The 18,709-nt window shown below is 29.9% G+C and carries 23 protein-coding genes and 1 riboswitch; of the genes, 8 read left to right on the top strand and 15 right to left on the bottom strand.

Translation table 11 applies throughout. The features are described from left to right. The first annotated feature begins 21 nt into the window (after nucleotides 1-21). A complete protein-coding gene (hisD, locus tag ACTT9P_RS05785) occupies nucleotides 22-1,308 on the top strand; it encodes a histidinol dehydrogenase (RefSeq protein WP_440909741.1) in 1,287 nt (428 codons plus the stop codon). Here the strand turns inward: hisD and ACTT9P_RS05790 are convergent. Continuing rightward, a complete protein-coding gene (locus ACTT9P_RS05790; protein WP_440909742.1) occupies nucleotides 1,305-2,279 on the bottom strand; it encodes an asparaginase in 975 nt (324 codons plus the stop codon). The two genes, hisD and ACTT9P_RS05790, sit on opposite strands and share 4 nt — an antisense overlap. 47 nt (nucleotides 2,280-2,326) lie before the next feature. Here ACTT9P_RS05790 and ACTT9P_RS05795 point away from each other — a divergent pair, with 47 nt between their 5' ends. Both ACTT9P_RS05795 and ACTT9P_RS05800 read left to right on the top strand, forming a co-directional pair. Beyond that, nucleotides 2,327-2,518, top strand: a complete 192-nt coding sequence (locus ACTT9P_RS05795; RefSeq protein WP_440909743.1) for a hypothetical protein — start codon at nucleotides 2,327-2,329, stop codon at nucleotides 2,516-2,518. Between the two features lie 6 nt (nucleotides 2,519-2,524). Further along, nucleotides 2,525-3,280, top strand: a complete 756-nt coding sequence (locus tag ACTT9P_RS05800; RefSeq protein ID WP_440909744.1) for an alpha/beta fold hydrolase — start codon at nucleotides 2,525-2,527, stop codon at nucleotides 3,278-3,280. Here the strand turns inward: ACTT9P_RS05800 and ACTT9P_RS05805 are convergent. The 6 genes from ACTT9P_RS05805 to ACTT9P_RS05830 form a co-directional block, all read right to left on the bottom strand. Next, nucleotides 3,269-3,886, bottom strand: a complete 618-nt coding sequence (locus ACTT9P_RS05805) for a LysE/ArgO family amino acid transporter (protein ID WP_440909745.1) — start codon at nucleotides 3,884-3,886, stop codon at nucleotides 3,269-3,271. The two genes, ACTT9P_RS05800 and ACTT9P_RS05805, sit on opposite strands and share 12 nt — an antisense overlap. 144 nt (nucleotides 3,887-4,030) lie before the next feature. After that, on the bottom strand, nucleotides 4,031-4,576 hold the full coding sequence (locus tag ACTT9P_RS05810) for an OsmC family protein (protein WP_440909746.1): 546 nt from the start codon (nucleotides 4,574-4,576) through the stop codon (nucleotides 4,031-4,033). Nucleotides 4,577-4,579: 3 nt separating this feature from the next. Further along, a riboswitch (SAM riboswitch) is annotated at nucleotides 4,580-4,644 on the bottom strand. A gap of 151 nt (nucleotides 4,645-4,795) precedes the next feature. Beyond that, nucleotides 4,796-6,292 carry an ABC transporter permease gene (locus ACTT9P_RS05815; RefSeq protein WP_440909747.1) on the bottom strand — a complete coding sequence of 499 codons (1,497 nt, stop codon included), beginning with the start codon at nucleotides 6,290-6,292 and terminating at the stop codon, nucleotides 4,796-4,798. Further along, nucleotides 6,285-7,349 carry a quaternary amine ABC transporter ATP-binding protein gene (locus ACTT9P_RS05820; protein ID WP_440909748.1) on the bottom strand — a complete coding sequence of 355 codons (1,065 nt, stop codon included), beginning with the start codon at nucleotides 7,347-7,349 and terminating at the stop codon, nucleotides 6,285-6,287. The genes ACTT9P_RS05815 and ACTT9P_RS05820 overlap by 8 nt, the downstream gene beginning before the upstream one ends. A 61-nt stretch (nucleotides 7,350-7,410) precedes the next feature. Further along, on the bottom strand, nucleotides 7,411-8,373 hold the full coding sequence (locus tag ACTT9P_RS05825; RefSeq protein WP_440909749.1) for an ABC transporter substrate-binding protein: 963 nt from the start codon (nucleotides 8,371-8,373) through the stop codon (nucleotides 7,411-7,413). Nucleotides 8,374-8,488: 115 nt separating this feature from the next. Then, nucleotides 8,489-8,899, bottom strand: coding sequence for a VOC family protein (locus ACTT9P_RS05830; RefSeq protein WP_014952984.1), 411 nt, complete (start codon nucleotides 8,897-8,899; stop codon nucleotides 8,489-8,491). Between the two features lie 73 nt (nucleotides 8,900-8,972). Between ACTT9P_RS05830 and epsC the strand changes: the two genes are divergently transcribed. The 4 genes from epsC to ACTT9P_RS05850 are packed head-to-tail and all read left to right on the top strand — an operon-like array spanning nucleotide 8,973 to nucleotide 11,547. Further along, nucleotides 8,973-9,551, top strand: a complete 579-nt coding sequence (gene epsC, locus ACTT9P_RS05835) for a serine O-acetyltransferase EpsC (RefSeq protein WP_440909750.1) — start codon at nucleotides 8,973-8,975, stop codon at nucleotides 9,549-9,551. After that, complete coding sequence (locus ACTT9P_RS05840; RefSeq protein ID WP_440909751.1) at nucleotides 9,551-10,552, top strand: cysteine synthase A; 1,002 nt, start codon at nucleotides 9,551-9,553, stop codon at nucleotides 10,550-10,552. Before epsC ends, ACTT9P_RS05840 begins: the two co-directional genes overlap by 1 nt. 43 nt (nucleotides 10,553-10,595) lie before the next feature. Beyond that, nucleotides 10,596-11,159, top strand: a complete 564-nt coding sequence (locus tag ACTT9P_RS05845) for a hypothetical protein (protein WP_440909752.1) — start codon at nucleotides 10,596-10,598, stop codon at nucleotides 11,157-11,159. A gap of 52 nt (nucleotides 11,160-11,211) precedes the next feature. Further along, entirely contained in the window at nucleotides 11,212-11,547 is a 336-nt protein-coding gene (locus tag ACTT9P_RS05850) for an SMR family transporter (protein ID WP_440909753.1), read from the top strand. Here ACTT9P_RS05850 and ACTT9P_RS05855 read toward each other — a convergent pair. From ACTT9P_RS05855 to ACTT9P_RS05885, 7 genes are all read right to left on the bottom strand, one after another. After that, nucleotides 11,544-12,101, bottom strand: a complete 558-nt coding sequence (locus tag ACTT9P_RS05855) for a hypothetical protein (RefSeq protein ID WP_440909754.1) — start codon at nucleotides 12,099-12,101, stop codon at nucleotides 11,544-11,546. The genes ACTT9P_RS05850 and ACTT9P_RS05855 overlap by 4 nt on opposite strands. Next, complete coding sequence (locus ACTT9P_RS05860) at nucleotides 12,101-12,907, bottom strand: inositol monophosphatase family protein (protein WP_440909755.1); 807 nt, start codon at nucleotides 12,905-12,907, stop codon at nucleotides 12,101-12,103. The genes ACTT9P_RS05855 and ACTT9P_RS05860 overlap by 1 nt, the downstream gene beginning before the upstream one ends. Nucleotides 12,908-12,950: 43 nt before the next feature. Next, complete coding sequence (locus ACTT9P_RS05865) at nucleotides 12,951-13,355, bottom strand: GFA family protein (RefSeq protein ID WP_440909756.1); 405 nt, start codon at nucleotides 13,353-13,355, stop codon at nucleotides 12,951-12,953. Nucleotides 13,356-13,364: 9 nt separating this feature from the next. Further along, complete coding sequence (locus tag ACTT9P_RS05870) at nucleotides 13,365-13,547, bottom strand: hypothetical protein (protein ID WP_440909757.1); 183 nt, start codon at nucleotides 13,545-13,547, stop codon at nucleotides 13,365-13,367. A gap of 365 nt (nucleotides 13,548-13,912) precedes the next feature. Then, nucleotides 13,913-14,446, bottom strand: coding sequence for a hypothetical protein (locus ACTT9P_RS05875; protein WP_440909758.1), 534 nt, complete (start codon nucleotides 14,444-14,446; stop codon nucleotides 13,913-13,915). Nucleotides 14,447-14,449: 3 nt separating this feature from the next. Then, nucleotides 14,450-16,879 (bottom strand): FAD-dependent oxidoreductase, encoded by a 2,430-nt coding sequence (locus ACTT9P_RS05880; RefSeq protein ID WP_440909759.1) that lies wholly within the window; start codon nucleotides 16,877-16,879, stop codon nucleotides 14,450-14,452. 104 nt (nucleotides 16,880-16,983) lie between these two features. Continuing rightward, on the bottom strand, nucleotides 16,984-17,445 hold the full coding sequence (locus ACTT9P_RS05885; protein WP_440909760.1) for a cytochrome c: 462 nt from the start codon (nucleotides 17,443-17,445) through the stop codon (nucleotides 16,984-16,986). On the opposite strand from ACTT9P_RS05885, the gene ACTT9P_RS05890 reads away from it, so the two are divergent. Then, nucleotides 17,446-17,973, top strand: a complete 528-nt coding sequence (locus tag ACTT9P_RS05890; protein ID WP_440909761.1) for a cytochrome b — start codon at nucleotides 17,446-17,448, stop codon at nucleotides 17,971-17,973. It begins immediately after the preceding gene. Here the strand turns inward: ACTT9P_RS05890 and ACTT9P_RS05895 are convergent. Then, nucleotides 17,966-18,682, bottom strand: a complete 717-nt coding sequence (locus tag ACTT9P_RS05895; RefSeq protein ID WP_440909762.1) for a class I SAM-dependent methyltransferase — start codon at nucleotides 18,680-18,682, stop codon at nucleotides 17,966-17,968. The two genes, ACTT9P_RS05890 and ACTT9P_RS05895, sit on opposite strands and share 8 nt — an antisense overlap. Between the last annotated feature and the right edge of the window lie 27 nt (nucleotides 18,683-18,709).

Here is an 18,709-nt window from a genome sequence, read left to right on the forward strand (position 1 = left end):
TAAAAATTTAAAGGATCAATAATGGCAATAAATTATTTAAAAAAATCACCAAAAACATCTTCTACAGATGACACCAAAACAACAGGGATCGTACAAGATCTTTTAAAGGATTTAGAAAACACTAAAGAACAAGGTTGCATAGATCTTACTAAGAGATTTGATAAGTATGATGGTGATATTATTGTTTCAAAAGAAAGAATAGAAGAAATAAAAAAATCTTTAGATCAAAAAACTAAAGACGATATTCAATTTTCATATGACCGTGTGAGAAAATTTGCTGAAGCTCAATTAAAAAATTATGGTCAAGATTTTGAAGTAGAATTATCTGATGGATTATATGCTGGGCAAAAATTAGTTCCTGTAAATACTGCAGGTTGCTATATCCCTGGTGGAAGATACGCTCACATTGCATCGGCTGTGATGAGTGTAACAACTGCAAAAGTTGCTGGTGTAAAAAATATTATTGCATGTAGTCCTCCAAAAGAAGGTGTTGGCGCTCACCCAACTATTGTTTATACAGCTGACCTTTGTGGTGCAGATGTAATATTAAATTTAGGTGGCGTTCCAGCTATTGCTGCAATGACAAATGGATTATTTAATAATCCTCCTGCAGATATTATAGTTGGTCCTGGTAATCAGTTTGTTGCAGAAGCAAAAAGAATTTTATTTGGTAAAGTTGGTATAGATTTATTTGCAGGTCCAACTGAAATTGGAATAATTGCAGATGCAAAAGCAGATCCTGAGATTGTTGCAGTTGATTTAGTGGGTCAAGCCGAACATGGTTACAATTCTCCTTGCTGGTTGTACACAACAAGCAAAGAGCTTGCGGAAAAAGTTATGAAAAGAGTTCCAGAATTAATTGCTGAACTTCCAGAAGTGCCAAGACAAAATGCGGATGCTGCATGGAGAGATTATGGTGAAGTAATTCTTTGTGACACTGATGAAGAGATGGTTAAAGTTAGTGATGAATACGCTCCAGAACATTTAGAAGTTCAAACAGAAAACTTAAAATGGTTCCATGAGAGATTGACTAACTATGGATCTTTATTTGTTGGTGAAGAAACTACAGTTGCTTATGGTGATAAATGTTCAGGAACAAATCATATCTTACCAACTAAAGGTGCTGGAAGATACACGGGTGGATTATTTGTTGGAAAATTTATTAAAACTTTAAGTTTCCAAAGAATGACTAAAGAGTCTACAGAGCTAGTTGGTGCTGCTGCTGCAAGAATATCTAGATATGAAGGTATGGAAGCACATGCAAGAACTGGTGATGTTAGATTAAAGAAATACGGTTATTCTAACTAACCACACCAAGAAACACTTCCAACAGTTTGATCTATAGAATTATAAACTGGTTTAATTAAAAAACTTTCAAGTTCATCTTTATTAATAAGATTTAACTCAGATATCATTCCTGCTATTGCAGTTGATGAAGCTCTAGAATTTCCATCAGTTATTTTAACAACTGCTGCAATTTTTTGCTCTGGAATGATTGCAGCAAAAACTCCTTCTGCACCATTTTTAAAAAAAGCTTTTTTATTTAATATTTTAGTTAGAATTGAATTATCACTTTCTTTTCCGCCAGCATATTCTGGCTCACTAACACATGAATTATAAATTGTTTCAGCAATACCACTTAGCTCTCCTAATTTTTTAAAATCAGCAAAGTTTGCTAGTAACCGACCAAATTTTTTTAAAGGCATAAAAGGATTGGGAAGAGTACATCCATCCACTCCTACTTTATCAATTTTAAATTCTGCTAAATCCTCAATAATTGAAAAAAGTTCTTTTTGTATTGTGTGATCAGGAGAATTATAATTTTCAATTGGTAAACCTCTATCTAAAGAGACTGCTAAATGAGCACAATGTTTTCCTGAACAATTATGAAAAATTTTTCTTCTTTTTTTATATTTATCACGAGCTTTAAATTTTTCAGGTAATTGCCAAGGCCAATCCTCACCACATGCAAGTTTACTCTCATCAGTTTTAATTTCTTTTAACCATTTCAAAATTAATTCTTGATGAATTTCTTCAGCAAAATGAGAAGATGTAGAAAATGCGATTTGTTTAGCTGATAATTTAGCTTTATCTATATAGCCATCTTTATAGAGATTAAGAGATTGAATAGGTTTCAATGAAGATCTTGGGTATATTAGGTGAGAGCTATCACCCCACTCTTTTAAAATTTTACCTGATGAGTCTACAATTACGCCATGGCCGTAATGTTCACTCTCTATTGAATCATTACGAGTTACTTCTACTAGTTTTTTAATCATTTAAGTTTAAATTATTTTTGTTATAATTTTACAAAGGAGTTAATTTTATGGCAACTTATAACTGTCCAAAATGTGGAATGTCAGTAAATGCAAATTGTGGAAAATGCAATGAACCATTGGTAAATGACTCACTAAAACTTGAGGATGGAGCTGAAGTTCAGGTTTCTAAATGTCCTAATAATCACGGTAAAATAAAATCACCATTATGCTGTGGTCAGGACATGACTTGTGAACTCTAATTATTAATGGACAATCTTTTTGTAGATGATCAAGGTAATGGTCATCCATTTGTTTTTGTTCATGGTTTTCTTGGCTCATCAGAAATGTGGCAATATCAAAAAGGATATTTTAAAAAAAATTATAGAATAATTTCACCAGCTCTACCTGGATTTGGTGAGAGTTATAAAGCTCAATCATTAAGCTCAATCAATGACATGGCAAAATTTGTCATAAATATAATTGAACAAAAAAATATTAATAAATTTCATTTGATAGGCCATTCAATGGGAGGAATGATTGTTCAAGAAATAGCAAAAATTGCAGGTGAAAAAGTTGATAAACTAATTTGTTTTGCAACAAGTTCAATTGGGGAAATACCTGGTCGATTTGAAACAATGGACGAGTCTATTTTGAGATTAAAAAATGAAGGAATTAAAAAATTTATAGATAGAGTACCAGCTAAATGGTTTGTTAAAGGTCATGATGATAAAGAATATTATCTATGCGAAAAAGCAGCAAAAAATGTTTCTGAAGAAACTGCTAATAATGCTCTTAATGCAATGAAAAATTGGAATGGTTTTTCAAATTTACAAAATATCAAAAATAAAACTTTAATTATTTGGGGAGATAAAGATGTTTCATATAATTATGAACAAGTAGAAACTTTAAATGAAAATATTTCAAATAGTGAGCTTAAAGTTATTAATGGCTGTTGTCATAATGCTCATTTAGAAGAACCTGATAAAGTAAATAAAATTATCGAAGAATTTTTAAATAATTGAAATATATATTTCTCTTACAACATAGAGAGTTAATACACTCATAATTCCAATAATTATCCAATTAATCACTTTCCATATTTCTTTACTATTTAAGTGTTTTGAAAAATAATTTGATGCATACCCTAATAAAAAGAAAAACAAAAATGATGCCGATGAAGCACCCATCCCAAAAATTATTTTTTGAACTAAATCAAAATTTTTTGAAAAGTTTCCTAAAATAAAAACAGTATCTGAATAAACATGTGGATTTAAATAGGTAAAACCTAATGTTTTAAGAATAATATTTGCTACTGGAATAGTTTTTTTGTTCTGATTTAAATCTACATATTCATTACGCGTTTTAAATTTTGAATAAATAAAATGGCCTAAAAAAACTAATAGTACGATATTAAATAATAACTCAATTAGTGAATTAAAATATTGGCTGAAGTAATGAAATAAAAAAATACCAACAAAGATTAAAATACAATCTGATATCGAACAGATAAGACAAACTAAAAAAACATATTGTTTTTTTAAACCTTGTTCTATTACAAAAACATTTTGAGGTCCTAAGGCCAAGATTAAACTAAGGCTAGTAAAAAAACCCAATAATAAATATTCCATGAAATGTTATTATTATTTAATAACAAGGATGTAAAATTTAATTTTTTTACTTTTGAAGTATAAATTAATTAAACTGATTTTTTCATTTTAAAGACTTACAAGCCCTTAAAGAGGGGGTTTAAGGGCTTGATAGTTTTATTTAAATTATGCCACTTTTGTAACAAGTTTATTGTCAATATCTGTTACTATCGTCTGGGATAATTTAACTGGAACTTTATTTTGAAGGATATCCAGAACTGGACAATGTGCATTTACAACATCAATTAACTTATCTAATTGATCTTTTGGAGCATCAGAATCTATTTTAACTATTCCCTCTATATTTTGAAAACCAGGCCTAGTTTTATCATCTATTGCTAAAAAACCTTTTAGATCAAGTTTAGCTTCAAGTTTAACGCTTACACTTTTTAGTTTTATTCCAAGAGCTGTCGCAAAAGCTTTGTAAGTTATCTCTTGGCAAGATCCTAATGCAGCCAAAATAAGCTCGACTGGACTTGGTCCTTCATCTTTACCGCCAAACGAAGTAGGTTCATCTATTGTCAGCTTGTGATTTCTTAATGTTGCTTTTGATTGAAGACCTTCTTTAAGTTTTGATAAACTGCTATAAGAAAGTATTGCTCTATCGGGATTTTCGGCAAGTTCTTTTTGGAGACTACCGATGGTCTCTTTGAGATTGTCAGTATTTGACATTTTTTTCTCCTTTTTAGTGCTTCAGCTTTTGCTAGGCGCACAATATGGTTCAAATGCCTTACGATAATTAAATAAAAATATTTAGAGCAAAAAAAAACCACCTACTAAAGCGGTGGTTAACATATCGCTTTAGCAGTTATTTTTAAGCGCTCTGCAAGTTGATATTAAATCAGCGCTAGCAAACTTATATATTAATTATTATTTATATCAAGAAAAAAATTATACTCTTTTCTTACCTTGTACAATCCTATCTAATAATAAAGCAACAAATAATATTGCTATACCTGCAAGTATACCTTGGCCAACATTTGCATATTGAAGTGCTTCTAATACATCTTGTCCCAAACCTTTTGCTCCAATTAATGATGCAACTACAACCATCGCTAAACTTAACATTACAGTTTGGTTAACACCCGCAAGTATGGTTGGCATTGCAAGTGGGATATCAACTTTTGTAAGCAAATACCATTTAGATGCGCCATAAGCGATTGCAGCTTCTCTTATTGTTTGAGGCACTCCTCTTAAACCTAAAACAGTCAACCTTACAACAGGTGTTCCACCAAAGATCATTGTGATAATAACTGCAGCAACCTTTCCTGTGCCAAAGAATGCGATAACTGGAATCATAAATACAAAGGCTGGCATTGTTTGCATGAAATCCATTATAGGTCTAATGAATGAATAAAATCTTGGACGTGTTGAACAATAAATTCCAAGTGGAATTCCAATTATGATACTTAGTAATGCGGCAGTTCCAAGTAATGCTAAAGTTGTCATTGCCTTAATCCAAAAACCTAAAAAACCCATGTAGGCTAAAAATGCAGCTGAATAAATTGCAGCTTTAGCTCCAGCTGATAGACCAGTTAATAAAACAATTGCACTTATAATTACTATCCAAGGTGTTTTAACAAATAATAATTCTAACGAGTCTAATACTGATCTAATTCCAAAAGTAATTGCATCAAATACTCTTTCTCCTTTTAAAACCAAATAATCAAATGCTCCCTCCACTCCTGCTATTGAGTTTAATCTAATGTCTGGATGAGTAGGAAAATCTTTCATAACATCCATGTAATTTGGGAAACTATAATGAATTGTTGAAAATAAAATAATAACTAATGAAAATACTCCACTGATCAAAAAGTTTTTAATTTCCATTCCAGGACTTAAAGTTTTATTTGATAACCATTCAGAAAATCTTTTTTCTAGAATAGTATTTGCAAACATTCCTTGAACAATTCTAATTACAATAAATAATAAAATTCCTCCAATTGCTATCCAAACTCCTGAGGCCTCCACCCTTTGAGCTTCTGCTAAAAATTCACTTACAGATTTTTCTAAAGAAGCAATTGTTCTCTCAAACATTTCAACTTTATCTGGATTATTTTCTATAGCTACTTGAAGTTGTTTCTTTCTAAAAGCAATTGTTGCTTCAATTTTCTCAATTTTCTCATAAGCTTCAGCGCTAATATTTCCAAAAAACCCTCTAATTATTTGAACGATGGCAAATGTTTCTATTATTAAAAAAGCTAATGCATAGTTCCAAATATTTCTTATACCAAACCAAATTGAGCCTAATAAAGATGCAACGATATTAAATGAAAATACATACTTTGAGCTATTACCAATAGCTTCAAAATTATTGATGTAATAATCTTGGTTAGTTTTTACAAAATTTCTTATCTCATCTTTATTTTGTATTTCTAAATTACTCATCTTGACCCTCTACTGCTGATTTGAGTAATTCTTGCTGAGTAATAACTCCAATATCGTTATCGTTTTTATCTGAAATAATTAATGAAGCATTATTTGTTACTGATTGTTCAATTAATTTACTTAGAATATCGTTTTCTTTCATTTTAATTGTTTGATCTGGAAGTTTGCCATTCTCTTTTTTAAACTGATCAATAGGTGTCATAATTGATTTTGCTTCAACAACTTTTAATCTTGAAATTCCTTTCACAAAATCTTCAACATATTCATCAGCAGGTTTTGTTACAATTTGCTCGGGTGTTCCAACCTGAATTACCTTCCCATCTCTCATGATTGCAATTCTATGCCCAACTTTTACTGCCTCATCTAAATCATGAGTAATAAAAACGGTTGTTTTCTTCATTTGTTTTGAAAGTTTAATAAACTCTAATTGTAATTGTCTTCTAATTAGAGGGTCTAATGCACTAAAAGGTTCATCCATTAAAAGTACTTCCGGATCTGCCGCCAAAGCTCTAGCTAAACCTACTCTTTGTTGCATACCACCAGATAGCTCATGCGCATATTTATTTCCCCATCCATGGAGTTCTACAATATTTAATATTTTATTTGCTTGATCATATCTTCTATTTTTATTTACTCCTCTTATCTCTAATGGCATTGCTATATTATCAATTACTGATCGATGAGGCATAAGAGCAAAGTTTTGAAACACCATGCCAATTTTTTTATTTCTAAAATCTTGAAGTTTTTCTTTTTCAAGTTTCATAACATCCTGACCATCAATTAATATTTTTCCTGAGGTAGGTTCTAACAATCTATTGATATGTCTAACTAATGTTGATTTACCACTGCCTGATAAACCCATAACACAAAAAATTTCACCTGGATTTACATCAAATGAAACATTAGAGACACCAATAACAGAATTATATTTTTCTAAAGCTTCTTGCTTTGAAATATTTTTATTTTGAATAGCATCTAAAGCATCTTTGTTGGTGTTACCAAAAACCTTCCAAACGTTTTCGATTTTTATTTCACAACCGACTGTTTCTTTAGACATAAGAAAATTTTATATGAAAAACCCGGCAGTTTAGCTGCCGGGTCTAAGATTTGATTTAAAATTATAAACCTAACCAACCATCAACAGTAGATTTATTTGCATCCATCCAAGCTTTAGCAACTGCAGCTGGATCTTTTTTCTCGACTGATATTGCGTACGCCATAGATGAAACATCATCTGCTGTTAATTGAAAGTTGTTGAAAAATTCAACAATAGCTGGTGATTGTTTTTCTAAAGATGTAGCCCATCCAATTTGGATTTGCTTTAGAGCATCTTTTGAAGCAACGTAAGATTTTTTCTTCCAATCAGGATCTGCTTTTGGTTGTACCATTTTATATTTAGCAGGATCATGTTTTGGCTCTTCTAACATTACTACATCAGCCATTCCCCAGATTGCATGAGGCTTGTAACAATAGAACGCGTAACCTTCACCTTTTTTAATAGAGTCTAATACTCTTGCATTCTTAACTGCTTCTGCTGCTCTGATAGGCTCAATTCCAGCATCAAGTAATTTGTAATCTCTTACTTTGATTTCATTTACATTTGCTGAAGCCCAACCGTCTGCACCAATCCAAAACTCACCTTTACCATTGCCATCACTGTCCATAGCTTTAACAACTTCTGGTCTACCTAAATCGAAGATAGAAGTGATGTTCATTTTTTTAGCAAAGTCTTGTGTTACACAGTAACCTTGGTTTCCTTCATAAGGTTTACTACTTAACTTTAATGCTCCTTTTGGAACTAAGTCATTAGTATAAGCTTCTTGGTTTGGTAACCAGATATCAGGGTGAACATCGATTTCACCTTTTCCTCTTTCAATAGCTGCATAAATTGCAGTATTGTTACCTGGAACTAATTCAGCTTCACCACCCATTTTATCATTAACTACTGCTGCAAGTAAATTTGCTATAGCAGTTGCACCTGTCCAACCTGGATCTCCAATTTTAACTTTTTCAGCGTACGATGAAAATGCAGTTAATAAAGAAATTAATCCAGCTACAAGTGTAGACTTAATTATTTTCATTTTATCTCTCTCCTTAATTATAATTAAAAACCTATGTTAACTAAAATTGAAGATACTAGTCAAAGATTTAATTTGTCCCTCTGGACAAAATAATACCTTGTTTTTCCTTTAAAAATTATTCCGGATTTGCGGTTAGAGTTTTGATCTCTAAAATATTTTCATTAGGGTCTTTTACAAAGAAAGTTTCTTGTTCATACTTAGTACCTTTAAATCTCAAATAAGGCTCATCATAATATTTTACACCTCTTTCTTTTAATCTTGCTTTTAAAGCATCAAAATCTTTTCTTGATAAGTGGACACCAAAGTGTGGGACAGACACATTTCCCATATCCACGTCATGTCTTTCATTATCTAACTTATGCTCACTTGCATGAAGAGTTAATTCATTGCCCCAAAAATCAACATCTGCCCATTCTTGATCTGCATTATCAAGTCTACAACCTAACGACTCACTATAAAATTTCTTCGCTTTTTCTAAGTCACCACAAGGGATAGCTAGATGGAAACAGTTGGTATTTTTGTACATATTTTGTCTTTTAATTAATTATATAGTCACTATATATGCATCTTCCGATTGATATCAACCGGACAAAATTGTTATGAATGATTATTTACAATCAATAATTGATAGAGATCCTGCAGCAAAGTCAAAATTGAGTTTAATTTTAACTTACCCTGGAGTTAAAGCTGTTTTTTTTCACAAAATTTCAAATTTTTTTTATCAAGCCAAGTTTGATTTAGCTGCAAGAATTATATCTCAGTTTTCAAGATTTTTAACTGGAATAGAAATTCACCCAGGTGCAAAAATTGGAAAAAATTTATTTATTGATCATGGTATGGGTGTTGTAATTGGAGAAACATCTGAGATTGGTGATAATGTTACTATCTACCATATGGTAACTTTAGGTGGTATTGCTCCAAGTATAAATTCAAATGTTCAAAGAAATACTAAAAGACATCCAACTTTAAAAAATAATGTTGTTGTTGGATCAGGTGCACAAGTACTAGGACCAGTGGTTGTAGGTGAAAATGCAAAAATTGGAGCGAATGCAGTGATTACAAAAGATGTTCCTGAAAATGCTGTGATGGTAGGAATACCTGCAAAAAATGTTGGTACAGCCACAAATGAATTTAAACCTTATGGTATTGCACCAGGTGGTGATACAAGATTAGATTAATGTCTAATATTCAAAATGATTTTATTTCGGGGATAGGAAACACTCCTTTAATCAAATTAAAAGCTGCATCAGAAATAACAGGTTGTAATATTTATGGTAAAGCTGAGTTTTTAAATCCAGGTGGATCAGTTAAAGATAGAGCAGCGCTTGCTTTATTAAAAGATGCTGAAGAGAAAAAATTAATTTCTAAAGGTGGTATTGTTGTTGAAGGAACTGCAGGTAATACTGGAATTGGTTTAGGACTTTTAGGCAATTCATTAGGATATAAAACTATTATTGTAATGAATGACAATCAAACTCAAGAGAAAAAAGATCTATTAAGAAACTTAGGAGCAGAGTTAAGATTGGTGCCACCAAAACCATATAAAGATGATAATAATTTTGTAAAAGTTGCAGCAAGACTTGCAGATGAGCTTAGACCAACAAATAACAATGGTGTTGTTTGGGCTAATCAATTTGATAACACAGCTAATGCAAAAGGACACTATGAGGGTACAGGTCAGGAAATTTGGAAACAAACTGATGGAAAAATAGATGGTTTTGTCTGTTCATCTGGAACTGGAGGAACAATTTCTGGAATTAGCAATGCTTTAAAAGAAAAGAATAAAGATATTAAAATTTATTTATCAGATCCAAAGGGTTCTGCGCTTTTTAACTATATCAAAAATGGTGAATTAAAATCAGAAGGTGGATCAATTACTGAAGGTATTGGATCAAGTAGAGTTACTAAAAACTTTGAAAATGCAAAAATAGACGATGCTTATTCAATTGAAGATTCTGAGGCTTTGCCAATTTTATATGATCTAATTCAAAATGAAGGTTTAAGTTTAGGGACAAGCTGTGGAATTAATATAGCAGGGGCTATAAGATTAGGTAAAGAATTAGGCCCTGGAAAAACTATTGTGACAATCCTTTGTGATAAAAGCGAAAAATACTCAACAAAGATGTTTAATAAAGAGTTTTTAAAGTCAAAAAATTTACCATTTCCAAATTGGCTTTAATACACATTGAAATTCTACAATTAAAAAACTATCCTCGCAGTATGTGAAAAAAATTGCTGAGAAAATCAAACCAAGAATAAAAGCTAGAATTAGAAAAAATCGACAAATACTAAATCAAAAAGTCACAAATTTTTTTGATTGGGTTAAAGGAGCAAAATTAATCGAACTCAATGAATGTGATACATCTGAAGATCCTGTCAGACCAGAATTAGATAATGCATTTAGATCAAGCTATGGAAGAAAAATATTTGGCGTTGAATATGGGGGTGAAATACATGCGGTTATGTGTTTTGCATATACCAATGAAATACCAAAGACAGTGGAAGAACTTAACAAATTCAGTCACGACGCATTTTTACAAAGTGCTATGAGAGATCAAAATGTTGGGCAAATTGCAATCGCCTATACTGTTTGGTCTAAGAAAAAAGGTGGAGGTAAATTAATCGTTAAAGAAGTTTTTAAAAAAATAAAAGCTTCTAATCATTTAAATCGTCTAATAACCCTTTCGCCTCTTACAGAAATGGCAACGAAGTTTCATACTAAAAATGGTGCAAAACTTTTGCAAATAAATGAAGCAACTCAAAATTTTGAATACGAAATTGTCTAATAATTAAGATATTTGTTATTCAAAAGTATTCAAAAATTCATTATTATAAATCATGAAACCACTTCTAGGATATCTATTTTTAGCTAATGGTATTGTCTTTGGGATAGCTTCAAATAGTTTTGCAAAGATTTCAGAAGGCTTTACAAAACTTACTCCATCAATTTTATGCATATTATTTATGTGTATTACAATGTTTTCTATAGCCAAAGCAATGTCAGCTCTTCCAGTTGGATTTGCTTACTCTACATATAGTGGTTTAACTGTAACTGGAGTTGTTCTTTTTGCTGTACTTAAGTTCAATCAAGTGCCAAATATCTATGGAACTATTGGAATAGTATTAATTATTATTGGTGTTGTAATGGTAAACTATCTAGGAAAATTAAACTAATCCAAAGTAATTTGGGTTAATTTACCAGAACAAGAAATACTATTTAATTTATTTGGGTGAAGTATTTCAATTTCAATTTTAGTTTTTTCAATTAACTCATTTACTTCTTTATCTGTGAGATCATCTATATCGTATATTTCATCTTTTAGAACTTGTTCTAAATCATCTTCACTAACTTTATAATTTCTTTTATGAGTAAAAAAACTATAACCAGTTAAACCAGTAAGCCATTTATTACGTAAAGAATTACAATCGGAATTTTTTGGAAAATATTTTTTTTTCTTATATCTACTTTTATCCATTGTTGCTTTTACTTTTATAATTAGTTCTTCTTGGTCATTAAATTTAGATCTTGCATCAATATTTTGATACACAATCATTGCCGGCATTTGTTTGTAAGCAATTAACCTATTTTTATTTTTTGTAAAAAATAAATCAAATTTTATCTCTATGAAACTTTTGGCGCTAATTATTTTTTTCTCTAAAGGATTATCTGCAATTAGATTATTTGTTAATAAAAAAAAATTAAATAATATTAAAAAAAATATTTTCACTATTTAGAAACTGGTTTTAATAAATTCAAAAATTTTTTATGAATATTTAAATTTGTAGTTACAAGAATATGACCTGCTTTTGCAGCATCTTCATTTTTCCATGTAGTAACTACTCCACCTGCGGCTCTTATGATTGGAATTAAAGGATGAATATCCCAAATTTTATTTGAGCATTGAGCAACAACATCAAGTTTACCTTCAGCTAAATGAGAGTAACTTAAAGCATCTACACAGGGAAATTGCATCATTTTTATAATTTTTGGAATCTTTTTTAATTGATTAGGTGAAAGAACATTATGAAAAGCTATAGAAACTTTTGCGTTATTCATTGACGCAGTTTTGTTAACCTTAATTTTTTTTCTCTTACCATTTTCAACCACGTAAGAAACTTTATCTGATGCATTGTAATAATATTTTTTTAAAACAGGAAAATTAGCTAAACCTACAACAGGATTACCTTTGTAATTTAGTGAGATTAAATTACTCCATGTTGGATTGCCAATCACATAAGATCTGGTGCCATCAATTGGATCAATTACCCATGAAAAATCACTTTTTGTTTTTTTAAACCCAAATTCTTCACCAATTATTTGATGAGTTGGAAATTTTTTTTGAATTTTTGATCTTATGAATTTTTCAAAAGCTTTATCAGATGTAGTTACAGGATCGTATCCTTTACCTTTAAGCTTATTAGAAATCTTGAAAGTTTTATTAAGCTTTGCAAAATAAAACTTAGTTAAATCTTTTGCTAAAGAATTTAAAAAATTTGAATATAGTTTGTAGTTAATTTTATCTGAATTTGGCACAAAGAATTATTACTATCTTAATTGTAATGATTAAAGCTTTTATTTAGCCTTTAGGATATCTAGCGTATTTTGGTAATTTACTATTTATTTTGTAATAATCAGATTTTCCTTTAGTGAAAATTTCTATAGAAGTTTTTAATTTTGTTGGATTATTAAATATGCCTGCAGCAATACATACTGAATTTGTTCCTATCACTTTAAAAAAAATACTAGCCCCACAATTACTACAAAACCCTCTTTTGGCTCTTTTTGAAGATTTAAACCACTTTAATGATTTTTTAGATAAAAATTTTAAATCCTTTTCTTCAACTTTTGAATAAGCTGCATGATGTCCATGTGTTTTTAAACACTGTACACAATGACAATTTTGAACATCCCTATGATAGCCAGAGGTTTTAAAGCTAATGTTGCCGCATAAACACTTTGCTTTAAGTGACAGTTTTTTCATTTAAGAAAATTATTTTCTTAAACAATTATTTATTAATATAGCCATTAAGATCCAAACCATAAATGCTTCACCATGAGTGAAATTATAATCAGCTCCTGCAAAGCCAGCTATAATATTCAAAGCATAAATAATTATTGTCGAAATAACTAAACAAACAACTAAATTTATTAAACCGCTTATATATTTTTGCATAAAAATCATTTTGATTAATTATTTATAAATTTAAACAGAAAAATTTTAAATTGATACTTTAAAATTTTTTTGATTCACTTGTGAGGGGAGTTAAAATTGTTATCGGGATACTACTAAATCAATTGGTTGTATTCAATTAATATATTTGCCTCAAAATAAAATAAATAAATTGAAAACTTTTCTAAGTTTTATTAAGCTTATTTATAAGGAGGTAGAGAATGAAACAATTAACACCACCTGATACTTAGCTGAAGCCAAGCTTATTTAATCAAGTAAAAAAAACTAAAATCCAATCGGATTTAAAAGCCACAGAGGCAACATAGAGGAGCCCTTTGGTAGATAAGCTAAAGGGCGACCCTCTAAAATTAAATTAAATTTTTAGAGATTTCTAACGGTAAAGGCGCTTCTGGATATTTAACTTTACACAAGTCTTCATACTTTTTACAAAAACTAATTATTGTCTCATACACAGTATCAGATTTTTTTTGATCTTTTGACAAATCTAAATTTTTAATCATTTCGTCTCTTTGATTTTCAAGTTCTTTAACTTGCGCTCCAGATAAATATTCACCTGTTTCTATTTCCCAATAAGTATCATTCAGCTTAGCTTCATCTAGTGTATTGAGTTTATTTTGTAATTCTAAAATTACTTCATCTTCTGATTTTGTGTTTCTCATGGGTGAATTAATTAATTTTCCTAAACATTTATCTTTTAACCCATCGATAAAATGATCAAATGGTCTTCCTTCAGATAAATCTCTAAAATGATTTGAGCTAAAATATTTATTTATGGCAGCTTTTGTAGTTCCTTTATCTTTGCCTTTAATTACTGCTATTTGAACATAAACTTCTTGGCAAATATATTCCTCTAAATGTTCAGAAACTGATTTGGGTATCATTTATTATGATTTTAATCTGTCGTTATTCTTATCAAATGCAGGTTCATCAATAACAACTGCTTTTATTTTTTCTCCTTGAATATCAACTAAAAATTCTTGTCCAATTTTTGCATGTTCTGTATCCACGTAACCAAAGGCTAAACTTTTATTCACTCGATAACCAAATCCTCCAGATGTGGTTAATCCTATTAATTTATCATTTAAATAAATTGGTTCGTTACCATGAGCGTCAGCATCTTTTGCGAAAACTTCCATGTAAACTAATTTTATCTTTCCACCTTCAGATTTAAGTCTTTTAACAACCTCTGAACCAATAAAAGTATCTTTTTTGTCTAAATTAAAAAATCTATCAAGACCTGCTTCAACAACACTTATTTCTGGTGTGAGTTCAGTTCCCCAACCTCTGTAACCTTTCTCCATTCTTAATGAATTCATGGCATGAGCACCAAAATCAATTATGTTAAATTCTTCACCAGCTTCACATAAAAGATCATAGATTTTTGCCATATCATTCATTGAGTGATGAAGCTCCCAACCTAGCTCTCCCATATAGTTAACTCGAAGAGCAACCACATTCATATCCTTTATTTTTATCTCTTTAGATTTCAACCAAGGGAAATTCTCATTACTTAGGTCAGTATCAGTTATTTTTTGAAGTACTTTTCTTGAATTTGGTCCAATAATCCCAATCACACCTCTGTCTAGTGTAACATTCTTAATCTCAACTTTTTCATCTTTTAATTTGTTGTGATTTAACCAATCTAAATCTCTGATTTCTGAAACTGCTGCTGATAATGCATAATAATGATTATCTTTTAATTTAGTAATTGTTAACTCACTTTGAATTCTTCCAATATCATTAAGTATATGCGTTAAAACAATGCTGCCATCTTTTTTGGGAATTCTGTTAACACATAATCTATCTAAAAATTTATAACTATCTTCTCCTGTAATTTCATATTTAGAAAAAGTTGAAAGATCAATTAGTCCTACGTTGTTATGAACTTCTTCACATTCTTTTTTAATATAAGGCTCAATGTTATTTCTTTTATAACTAAGTTCTTCTTTAACTTTATCTTTGTTAAACCAAGCTGGTTTTTCCCATCCATATAGATCAAAGTATTCTGCGCCTTTATCTTTTAATTTTTCATAAATAGTAGTTGTTTTCATTGGTCTTCCAATTTCAACTACATCATGAGGTAATGGCGTTACATACATTCTTCTGTACTGTTCTTTCGATTTTTCTACTGAATATTCTTTATTTACCCAGCTCATATATCTACGTGGCTCAAATTCCATCATGTTAATTTCAGAATCTCCGTGAACAATCCATTGCGCCATATATTTACCTGCTCCACCACCGTGAGCTATTCCAATGCTTGCTGCACAAAACATCCAAAAGTTTTTAAGTCCTGGTGCTGGTCCTGCTAAAAAATTATCATCTGGAGTATGAGTTATTGGTCCACAAATTATTTTTTTAATCCCAACATCTTTAAATTGAGGAATTCGATCCATTCCTTTTTCTAAATGGTCAGCAATTCGATCTAGATCAGGTTCCAATAATTCCATATCAAACTTCCAATCCATTCCATCTAGAGCCCATGCTGCAACATCTTTTTCGTATGGACCAATTAATAACCCTTTTCCTTCTTGTCTTAAATACGAAGAAGATTCAGGATCTCTCACAACTGGTAATTCATAATCAAGTTTTTCTATTTCTGGATGAGAGTCTGTTACTAAATATTGATGAACCATGTTGATACTCGGTACATTTTTTAAACCAACCATTTGAGCAACCTCGGGACAAAAACTTCCTGCAGCATTAACAACATGCTCACAAACTATGTCTCCTTTTTCTGTAATTACTTTCCACTCTCCTGAGGGTAACTGTTGAATATCAGTTACTCTGTTCTTCCTATAAATTTTTGCTCCTCCATTTCTTGCGCCTTTTGCTAATGCATTAGTTGTACTTGTTGGATCTGTGTATCCATCTTCTGGTGTCAAGAAAGCTGCTTTAATTCCATCAAGTTTAATAAAGGGATGATATTTATGTATTTCTTCAGTAGAAATTATTGAACAAGGTGAGCCAACTACATCCAAAAGTCCTTTAGTGTAATCAAACCATTCAAGATCTTCTTTAGTATAAGCAAGTCTTAAACTTCCTGTTTCATGAAAACCTGTTGGTTGTTCAGTTTCTTTCTCAAGAGATTTGTAAAGATTAGTTGAGTGTAAGTGGATCTTAGCAAGATTTAAGCTTGTTAACATATGGGGGCATTGTCCTGCGGCATGCCAGGTCGAGCCAGAAGTAAGTTCACTTTTTTCAATAAGCACAACATCACTCCAACCTTCTTTTGTCAGATGATAAAGAAGGCTAACGCCCATAATACCACCACCAACGATTACTAATTTAGCGTGTGATTGAATTTTGTCCATTAAGAATTATTGGAACATATTATAAAGAGGGACAAAAATGAAAATAAATATCAATGCTATTACAATAGGTCGCAATTCGATAATCATTTTCTCTTTAAAAGACATTAGTGTTCTGCTCTAAATTTTGAATGACAAGCCTTGCAATTTGACCACATCAGTTTTCCAAGTGATCCTTTAACATTATCAGTTGCCTCTATAATAGAAGCAAGTTCAATCATGTCGTTTGCAGATTTATTCATTAAATCGTTAAATTCATCTTTATTTTCCCAAATTGCTGGGGATGCTTCTGTTTTAAAACCCTCTTTTGAATTTTCAGGAAAGTAACTTAATAAATCTTTATAATTCTCACTCATTTCTTTCATTAATTCTTTTGCTTCCTCAAAATCTCCACTTACAGAAAGCGACTGAACCCTTTTTGCAGTGTTATAATTTTTACTGAAAATTGCTTTTCTACCTTTGATTATTTCTTCTACTGATAATTCAGAATTAGCAGGTAACGCAAAAACTATAAAAAAACTTAAAAACAAAATATTTTTAAAAAATGATGTGATATGTTTTAATTTCATATGAAGATTTTAAATACTATATCTGAATACGGTATTATTTCAAAATTATTTCATTGGATAACAGCAACTTTATTATTATTGCAAATTCCTGCTGGATTTTACTTAGTTGCACTTGATTTTGGTGAAACAAGAATAACTGTAGAAAACTATCATGTTATAGGAGGACTTATTATATTTTATCTGACAGTTTTTAGATTAATTTATAAAATATTTAATCCTACTCCACTATTAAATCATAATCTTTTTCAAGGTCAGAAATTAATTGCCAAATTAAACCATATATTTTTATACTTGGTAATTTTTACCATTACTATTTCAGGAGCATTAAAGAAACTTTTAGGTGGTGAAACATTAAATGTTTTTATTAGTAAAATTAAGATAAAAAATAATTTTGAATTAGCAGAAATATTTTATGACATTCATATATATGCAAATTACTCATTAATTGTTTTAATTTCTTTACACATTTCAGCTGTAATCATTCATAAGGTTATTTTTAAGGAAAATATTTTAAAAAAAATTACTTAGTCTTGTTAATTATTAAACAATTAAGTGAGTCGATAAATTTCAATATTTTTGGATATTTCAAATAAATTTCATTCATTCCTTGGTCTAATTCTTCTTTATTAAAATCAAGAAGGACTGAGATATATTTTTGCTTAATCATATTTAGATATGAGCTTTTTTTAATTTTAACATTAAAATCAAAAATTTGATTTTTAATATATTTGTTATTTTTTAAAATTTTTCTTTTTATTAAAAAGTCCTTCTTCAAAGATTGATTAAATTTTTTTCCCATTTTTGAAAAAGTTGGGATTTGGGTTCGTTTTTCATTTATTGAAAAAATCATTAATTTTCCATCATTATTCAAAGCATTTTGGCAATATTTGATTAATCTTGGAATATCTTTTAATGGAAAAAAGTGAATTGTTTGTTTTATTATAATTAGATCAAATTTTATTTTATTAGTTTTGAAAAATTTAAAAGCATCAATTTCTTTAAATATAATGTTTCGATCTTTGTCTTTATGATTAACGGGATCAATTCCAATTGGTTTATTTCTTAATTTTGTTTTAGTTTTTAGTTTTCCTAAAATCTTACCTCTACCACAACCTATATCTAAAATATTTGAGTCTTTATTAAGTTTTTTATTTTTTATTAAAAATTTTACAAAATTATCAATATATTCTTTTGAAGAAAGCCAAGTTTTATTATCCCAATTTTTTAGTTGAGGCATAATTTAATTTAAATTAATTTTATTTTA

It is taken from the genome of Candidatus Pelagibacter sp. (assembly GCF_052048095.1).
In the GTDB taxonomy this organism is placed as follows: domain Bacteria; phylum Pseudomonadota; class Alphaproteobacteria; order Pelagibacterales; family Pelagibacteraceae; genus Pelagibacter.